At 53.9% G+C, this 7,859-nt stretch carries 8 protein-coding genes; 5 read left to right on the top strand and 3 right to left on the bottom strand.

Annotation, left to right across the window (positions count from 1 at the left end; all coding sequences use genetic code 11):
- Nucleotides 1-841: 841 nt before the first annotated feature.
- Together VGA14_RS04890 and VGA14_RS04885 are read left to right on the top strand one after the other, a co-directional pair.
- Nucleotides 842-2,242 (top strand): hypothetical protein, encoded by a 1,401-nt coding sequence (locus VGA14_RS04890; RefSeq protein ID WP_331002632.1) that lies wholly within the window; start codon nt 842-844, stop codon nt 2,240-2,242.
- Nucleotides 2,243-2,272: 30 nt separating this feature from the next.
- Complete coding sequence (locus VGA14_RS04885) at nt 2,273-2,689, top strand: HIT family protein (protein WP_331002631.1); 417 nt, start codon at nt 2,273-2,275, stop codon at nt 2,687-2,689.
- Here VGA14_RS04885 and VGA14_RS04880 read toward each other — a convergent pair.
- Complete coding sequence (locus tag VGA14_RS04880) at nt 2,686-3,384, bottom strand: HAD family hydrolase (protein ID WP_331002630.1); 699 nt, start codon at nt 3,382-3,384, stop codon at nt 2,686-2,688. The two genes, VGA14_RS04885 and VGA14_RS04880, sit on opposite strands and share 4 nt — an antisense overlap.
- A 62-nt stretch (nt 3,385-3,446) precedes the next feature.
- Here VGA14_RS04880 and VGA14_RS04875 point away from each other — a divergent pair, with 62 nt between their 5' ends.
- Together VGA14_RS04875 and VGA14_RS04870 are read left to right on the top strand one after the other, a co-directional pair.
- Nucleotides 3,447-4,901, top strand: a complete 1,455-nt coding sequence (locus VGA14_RS04875) for an NAD(P)/FAD-dependent oxidoreductase (protein WP_331002629.1) — start codon at nt 3,447-3,449, stop codon at nt 4,899-4,901.
- Nucleotides 4,901-5,230, top strand: a complete 330-nt coding sequence (locus VGA14_RS04870; RefSeq protein ID WP_331002628.1) for a hypothetical protein — start codon at nt 4,901-4,903, stop codon at nt 5,228-5,230. Before VGA14_RS04875 ends, VGA14_RS04870 begins: the two co-directional genes overlap by 1 nt.
- On the opposite strand, the gene VGA14_RS04865 is transcribed toward VGA14_RS04870, so the two are convergent.
- Both VGA14_RS04865 and VGA14_RS04860 read right to left on the bottom strand, forming a co-directional pair.
- On the bottom strand, nt 5,227-5,934 hold the full coding sequence (locus VGA14_RS04865; protein ID WP_331002627.1) for a phosphatase PAP2 family protein: 708 nt from the start codon (nt 5,932-5,934) through the stop codon (nt 5,227-5,229). The genes VGA14_RS04870 and VGA14_RS04865 overlap by 4 nt on opposite strands.
- 43 nt (nt 5,935-5,977) lie before the next feature.
- A complete protein-coding gene (locus tag VGA14_RS04860; protein WP_331002626.1) occupies nt 5,978-7,057 on the bottom strand; it encodes a hypothetical protein in 1,080 nt (359 codons plus the stop codon).
- 120 nt (nt 7,058-7,177) lie between these two features.
- On the opposite strand from VGA14_RS04860, the gene VGA14_RS04855 reads away from it, so the two are divergent.
- Nucleotides 7,178-7,859: hypothetical protein (locus VGA14_RS04855; protein ID WP_331002625.1), on the top strand; the 682-nt coding region annotated here is incomplete at its 3' end.

The following is a 7,859-nucleotide window of genomic DNA, read 5'->3' as shown; positions in this document are numbered from 1 at the left end:
TAAGCATGGTCTGCACATGATAAGGCGTCTTGTAATCCCTTGTTTCTTTGTACCAGGTCTGAAGAAATCGAAACAAATCCATCCCTCATGGCAGTAGGACAAGAATTAAGAAAAGATGATGTGGTAGACAAGGATGAAGCTTTGTTATTTCTGACCAATGTACAGGAAGAGGTTAGAAAGAAATTAGAAACTGCACGATATTCGCACCAATCCAAAGCGCTTTGAACGTGGGTTCGCGCCATGTTCAATGGTATGAGAATACACAGTAAAGCAAATATTTCTTCCGACCTGATAATGGAGTACGAGAAAATTAACAGCAATAACAATAGCAATTGCAACATCGGGCCTATTGTTGATGATAGCAGAAGAAGTAAGCATTAACCTGTACCTCAATACCCCATGTCTTATACCCTGCGACAAAGTCGTTGGGCGCAGCCAAGTGCCATCTGGTGCTTTGCTTATCATTGCAGCCGCAATAATTTACATTGCTGGCAGGATAATCCAGCCATCGAAGGCTACACAATCATCTGTGAACTAAACCTCCATCCGCCAAAAGTTTACAAGAAAACTATTAACAAAACGAAAGCTTACATTACTATTACTACAAGTTAAACAGGGGAAATTCGAGCTTTATGGTGTTCAATGAAAGAAAATCATATTGTCCGAGTGTCTTTATAAACAGGCGAGCTCATTTCAGGTTGTGTACGCTAGATGCGAGCATGTTGGTAGTGGGAATACTGTATTAGATGTAGGTTTTCATCCCAATTATTATATGACCTCTAGAACACTGTTAATGTGTATTACTTCGCTTAGGAATAGTGTTAGCTAGGGGAGATTGGGATTGGTTGATAATTTTTGGCAAAGAATAGAAGAGTACAGGAAGCTGGGCTTTGACCCACTTAGGTGGGTTTCTTCTTGCACGACACAAGCCGACCCGCACGTGTTAAGGGAGGCGCTCGCGGAGGCCAAGCGCAGCACCATAAAGATAACTCCTTCCTGGTTTGATCCGTACCCCCACATCGAAGGCAAGGAGCCCGAGATGACAAGGCGCGTCTACGACCTGGCAAACCCCGTCATTGACAAGGAAGTGGAAGTCAAGCGCGCGCTTGCGCTCTTTCGCGTGCATGTAACCACTGGCGAGTCCCCCAAGGCGCTGGCAGAAACGCTGTATAATTTCCTGTCAGTGTTCCATGCCAAGGTCGCAGTGTCAAACGCGCAGGTCGCGCTCACCGAGCATCAAGACGCGCAGTTTGCGCTTCTTGATTACATCGCAATCCACCGCGGGAACAAGGACGGCCACATGCCCGCCCTGACTGCGTTTACACAGATAACGGACGTGACAGAGGCGCCTGACGCCGAGGTCCACGCAAGAATCGCCATTGCCGATGCGGTCGAGAGGCTCAACCTGCTTGGCTGCGGCAACCCATCGCTGTACAAGTTCTACCCGATCTACGACGCGCCTACGGAGGAGATGCTCGACAGGATGCGCACGAACCTGGACGCGGCGACCGCGCGTCACAACCTGCCGATGGAAGACTATAGCTCGCTCAAGCGGGGCAGGCTGTTCTACGGCACGAGCGCTGTAGCGATTACAAACAAGGAGCTGCCCACCTGGTACGGCCAGGTCGAAGAAGGCATGGGCGTAATGGTAACAAACAGATTCGGCGGGCTTGCGGCAGTCAGCCTGCACGCTCTGGCGCTCATGGAACCGGCAAACGCGGACAAGTTCGAGAAGGCCGGTGTGCCCCTTTCAAGCATCACGGCGGCAAGGGACGAAGCGTTGAAAAGCCTGGGCGAGCCCCACTTTGCGCTTGGAAAAATAATAGCGAAATACTGCCCAGACTTTGGCTCGCCCTTTGACAGACAGCTGCACATTACAGCTGTATACCCTGTGGGCGCAAGGGGGGTGTTTGCGCTCGGAGACCTAGCAGAGCTGGCAAACGCGCAAGTCGCCGTGAACAGCATTCCCGTTAGGCACGAGGAAATAGCAAAACTTGCCACCCGGGAATTTGCAGTAGAAAACGCCACTGCGTCGCAGAACGGCTGCCATATTATAGTCGCAACAAAGGATGTCCTGAACCTCGTCGCGGAGGACCTCTCACAGCATCACTTTGCACCCGAGTTCATCGGGCTCGTGGGCAAAAAGGGCACGCCGTCTGTAGATGCAAAAGGCGCGGAGCAGTTCGTGGCGTCAAAGGCCAAGCTGGCCAGGCTTGCCCCGCAGCCACAGCCGGCGGGTTAGTTAATATTCTGCAGAAACAGTAGAGCGGCTATGCAGGACTGCATCTTTTGCAAAATAGTGCAAGGTCATATCCCTGCAAAGGTAATCGGCCAGAACGAAAAGGCGCTGGCGTTCCTCGATGCCTTTCCACTTGCGGCAGGCCATGCGCTCGTCGTGCCAAAGGTGCACTACGCCAAGCTGCAGGACATGGGCAAGGAAGACTCGGCCGCTGTCTTTGCGCTTGCACATGAGATTGTGCAGTCAGTCGAGTCGGCCGCAGGAGCAGGCGCGTCGCTGATCGGTGTCCACAACGGCAAAGAAGCAGGGCAGGAAGTGCCGCACGTCCACGTGCACATTATACCGCGCAAACCCGGCGATGGCGCAGGGCCGGTGCACTCGATGTTTCGAAAACCAAAGAAGAAGATGACGCCGGAAGAAATGGACGCAATTCTTTCAAAGATGGTCTAGCCTGTCATCTTATCCACGGCCGCCGGGACCTGAGTCAGTTTTGAAACCGTGGCCTTTGCTTGCTCGCACTGTTCTCTGGGTTCCTGAAGCGCAAAGAGCGAGTCCGTCACCCTGACAGTCTTCATGCCAAGCCTGTTCGCCGGGCAGATGTCGGTGTCAAGCCTGTCGCCAACCATAATACAGTCTTTTGCCCCGCGCCCTGCCTCTTTGAGGGCAAGAGCGAATATCTCCGGGTCGGGCTTTTTCAGGCCGACTGCGCCCGAGATAGTTTTCACCCTGAAATACCCGTCAAGGCCTGACGACTGCAATAGCGCGACAATGTCCTCTGACTGGTTTGCGATTATCCCGAGTTCGCATTTTTCCGACAATTGTTTTAGCGTCTGTTCCGCTCCGTCTGCAAAGCGGAAAAGCGTCCTCCTGCCCTCCTTTACTGCATGGTCCATCCTGCGCACAATCGGCTCGCCGTAGCCCGAAGGCAAGACGGCCCCGCACACCTCTATTGTAAGTTCCCTGACGCTTCCGTGGCCTATCTTGCGGTCACGGATTATGCTGTCCCTGACTGCGCGGTAGTTCTTCATGTCGATTCGCGCACCAAAGCCGTTTAATAGCTCCAGGAATTTCTGGTCAAAATGGTCGATGAAATCCCACTCTGAGACAAGCGTCTGGCCGAGGTCAAAGAAAACAAACGGCTTCATCTTTCGATCTGAGGCGCCAACACTTTAAATAGCGTTTTGGCTCTGTTCGCTGTAACAGGCACATGTCCGTACAGCGTGATTATGACATTATAGTCGCAGGCGGCGGCCTCGCCGGCATGATAGTTGCAACGTCGGCAGCGTACTACTCGAAGCAGAGCTTGAAGATACTGGTCATCGACAGGAACGCTTTCCCGCAGCAGGGCATGAAAACTGTCACCGGCTGGGTGTGCGGCGATGCGGTGGGCAAGAACACCGTCGACTACATGGCAGACCGCATACACATCAACTGGGGCTACCCTGAGATAGAACATCCTGTCCAGGGCGTGGTCGCGTTCTCGCCGGACCACGAGACCAAGGTGGCCTTTGACGGCGAAGGCTACATCCTCAACCGCAAGCTGCTGCCGCAGCGACAGCTCGCCGACTGCAAAAAGGTGGGAGTCGAGTTCAAAGAGCGCGTGGCGCTGCGCTCGCTCATCATTGAAGATGGCACGGTAATAGGCGTCGAAGGCGACGACCTTGACAACAAGACCGTTTTCAAGAAAACCGCGAAACTGGTGGTGGATTGCGCTGGCGTTACTTCCGTCCTGCGCACAAACCTTCCGATAAAAACGCACATCGAGCGCAGGATTGACCGCGACGACCTCGAGGCGACGGGGCGCTACATTTACAATTTCGAGCAGGATCACGAAGATCTGACGTTCTTTGACCCGGATTACTGCATCATACATCTCGATCAAAAGCTGGCGCCGGGAGGCTACGGCTGGGTCTTCCCCAAGGGCAAGAACAAGGTCAACATCGGCCTTGGTATCCAGCAAAAGGCGTTTGACGCCCGCAACAAGGAGATGGGCGTCCACCCCAACCTGACGACTCTCATCAACGAATACGTCCAGTTCAACCCCGTCATCAAGAACCCGACCCTTGCAAACGGCATGATGGACGACGGCAACGCCTGGGGCACCTGGCAGGTCTCTGTCAGGCGGCAGAACGACTGCATGGTGGCAAACGGCTACATGCTCGTGGGCGACTCGGCGTGGATGCCCAAGCCGCTTGACGCAGGCGGAATAGGGCCGGCGATAATAGCGGCGACCATAGCTGGAAAGGACGCGGTGGAAGCTATACAGGCAAACGACACTTCCGAGCAGTCGCTGTGGAAGTACAACAAACACTTCATCAACGACTATGGCTACAAGACTGCCGGCCTCGAAGTTTTCAGGAGACTGTTACAGGGCCTTACAAACGACCAGATAAACTACGGCATGAAACACTTCCTCTCAAAGATGGACATCGACAAGATAACCATGGGCGAGCACCCCGAGTTCGGCACGCTAGACAGGCTGGGCATGATGATAAGGGGCGCCATGAACAAGAAACTTGCCGACGACCTGCGCTACTGCGCCGACATCAACAAAAAACTCACCGAGCACTATTACAATTATCCCGAAGCCTCTGAAGGGTTCACCGATTGGAGCAATCATTTGCACGGCATGCTGCAGGAAGCGTTTGCCAAGTACAAGTAATGACATCGCAATATGCCAGCTTTCCAGTGCAGGAAACGTTTGACCTGAAAGAGATTGCTGAAATCAGGCTTGCCGCCGACAAGATGGCCGACTTGTACGAGAAAGGCGCCGACGACTTCAGCTTCCGCATCCTTCTGCCCCGCAGCGAAAGACTGACGAGCAGAGCCAAAAAACTCGGGATAACCATGCAGGGCGAGTTCGTTCTCACGCTGCGCAAGCGCAACATCGTGCCCATCGTGAAAGAGCTGCGGTACGTGCACGATGAGTCGCACTACGGGTGGCTGCTTGCAAGCACCCGGGTGTTTGACCGCTTCGAGCAAAAGGCCTAGGCTTTCTGCTTGTCTTCTTTTCCCTTAAAGCGTGACAGCTGGAACGGCTGCCAGATCTTCATTGCGCTGCTCAAGACAACTGAAATTATTATGCCTATGAAAAAGCCGCCCACAAGGTCCATCGGGTAATGCTGCTGCACATACACGCGTGAAATCCCCGTCATTATTGGAAACACCCAGACCGCATAGCCGGCCCATCTTGTCCTTCTGTACAGCAAATAGCCGACGATGAACGCAAGGGCAGTAGCGCGTGAGGCGTGCCCGGACGGGTACGAGAACCCTGCCGCAAGGGGCGCTAGGCTGTCGGTTTCTATGCTAAAGTTCTCTGGCAGTTCGAATCCGGGGGCAAACACGTAGGGCGGGATGGCCCTTCCTATGAACGGCTTCATGTACATAGTCACAATAGCAAGAACCACTATTGCAATCAGGAAAATCATGCCGGCCTTGCGTGTGCGCCTGACTATCGTGATGATGATTGCAAACAAGAAGAGCGTTCCCACATCGCCCGTCGTCGTTATCGCTATCATCAGCGCGTCGAGGATGGGGTTGCCCTGGATGAACTGCGCGTATCTGTTCACCGGGTCGTCGATGCCGGCAGTTGCGCCTGACGCAACGATTGCGCTGAACACGATGAATGCCACCACGAACGCCGCGAACTTTGTTGTGCGCACATGGAACAGCCAGGGCGGGCTTGGCTCTTGCAACTGTTAGAGCCACGGAAAGTTGGCGTTTAATTGTTTTCCCCTGTTATTTCCTTGCCTTGAGAAGCACGATTACCGCCACCGCGCCCATCATCCCTGCCAGTACCAGGAGCACCTGCATAGTAAACATGGGCGGGCCTCCGGGGCCGGGGTTGTCAAGGCTGACGCCGATTATCTCCAAGTCGCCGTTGTCAGGCTTGCTCTCTATGGTCGTGTAGCCTGCTATCTCTATCTGCGCGTTTGGCTGGGGAGTCGAGATGTGCACCTTCAAGTCTGCGCCGTCGACACTTGCAATCGAGTCTGCCTCCCTTGGCTGGGGACATCCTTCCCTGATGCTGCACTCGCCAAGCGAGTAGACCGACAGCACCTTTGCCTTCCCGATGTCGGTGTTCAGCACGCCCTTGACGCTTGCCTGGCTGAACGTGGGGTCAAAGAGGATGTGCCACCTTTCAAGTGGCGTCCTGCCTATGTCGCCAAAGTCAAGTACCGGCTGCGTCATTATGGCCCTCGTCTCGGCGTTGGAGTCCATCAGCTTTTGGGCAAACTCGGGGAACGTTGTCTGCAGCAAGCCTATGGGCTGGTTCACGTCTACCTCGCCGTAGCTCGGGCCTGCGTCTACCAGCAAGGGCCCTTCGATGACAAACCCTCTCCAGTTAGAGTCGACTAGGATGGTATCTGAAGGCGCGTCTCCATCATCATCGGAAGGCCTGTTCAGGACGTACCCTGACACCTGCGAGTCAAGCTCAACCCTGTAGGTAAGCATGAGCGTATCGTGCGAGCCCCTGATGGTTCCGGTGTACGTGACATTTGCGCCAGCAAGCTGCATCGGGCTGTTGCCATCAAGCATGGACCTGTTTAACTGCTCCAGTTGGGATCCCGTCTGCAAACTAACAGTAAATTCCAGACGCTCGTTTACCCCACCAAACATTTTTGCGGCAGAACTGCCCTGCGGGTACCGTATCTGGATGAACTTGAGCCCCATGAATTCGGCATAACCTTCATCGTGCTCCGGCACCAGAAAGGAGTTTATCTGCGCGCCGTAGGCGAGGCTGCTGCCGCCAAACCAGCCCGCTACAAAAATGGTGCCTAAGACTATTACCGCAAGCCTGCGCACAGTTTCCACCATCACTATTTCTTCAAAATTATTGATTTTATTGCTTGCTCACCTGATGGATTTACTTCAGGGACTCCCTTAAGGGGAGCAACGTTATTTGGCCAGTTTCGCCATCATATACTTGGAGCCGAGATGCCGGAACTGCCAAACCCCAACATCCTGAACCCGTTTGTCCTGATGGATCCCAGCGTTGCCCCTGCTGTTGCTCTCATTGTGATGGCGGCCTCGGTTTCCGCGTCGTTCCTTATCGCCCGGTATTTCTTCAAATCTTACTCTTTTTCAGGATTCGGGTACCTTCTGGGGTTCCCTGCAGGGTTTGCCTTCCTCGGCCTGTCGTATCTGTTCCAGTACGCAAGCTGGGCGCTTGCAAACGATGCAGTGATGTATCCTGCATTTTTCTGGATGCAGGTAATTCTGCAGTCAGAAGGCATCACACTGATAGCCCTGTCGTACCACTTCAAGAACAACCCCGGAGATTCCGGCAAGGTAACTTTCAGGCAAGGCATGCAAGCAATTGCGCGCTACAAGCTCAAGCACGTTCTGGTAGTCGTTCTGCCGGTGCTGGTGGTCTCAGTATCGTTCATAATCCCGTCTTCGGCGTTCGTGTCGGCGCCGTACTTTAACTACCCGCGCCTTGCTGACCTGAGCTTCGTCATGACGGTGTTCAACATTGCGGTGCTTGGGTACATATTCAAGAGCGCCATCATTTCGCTTGTCAAGGCCGCCAACGCCAAATTGCTGTATGCGCCTGTAGCCTTTGCGCTCCTGGCCCTTGAGCAGTACTCGCTTGTGCTGACATATTTTGACAACAGCA

The sequence above is a fragment of the Nitrososphaera sp. genome (genome assembly GCF_036397675.1).
Classification (GTDB): domain Archaea; phylum Thermoproteota; class Nitrososphaeria; order Nitrososphaerales; family Nitrososphaeraceae; genus Nitrososphaera.
This window is presented reverse-complemented; position numbering and strand designations above follow the sequence as displayed.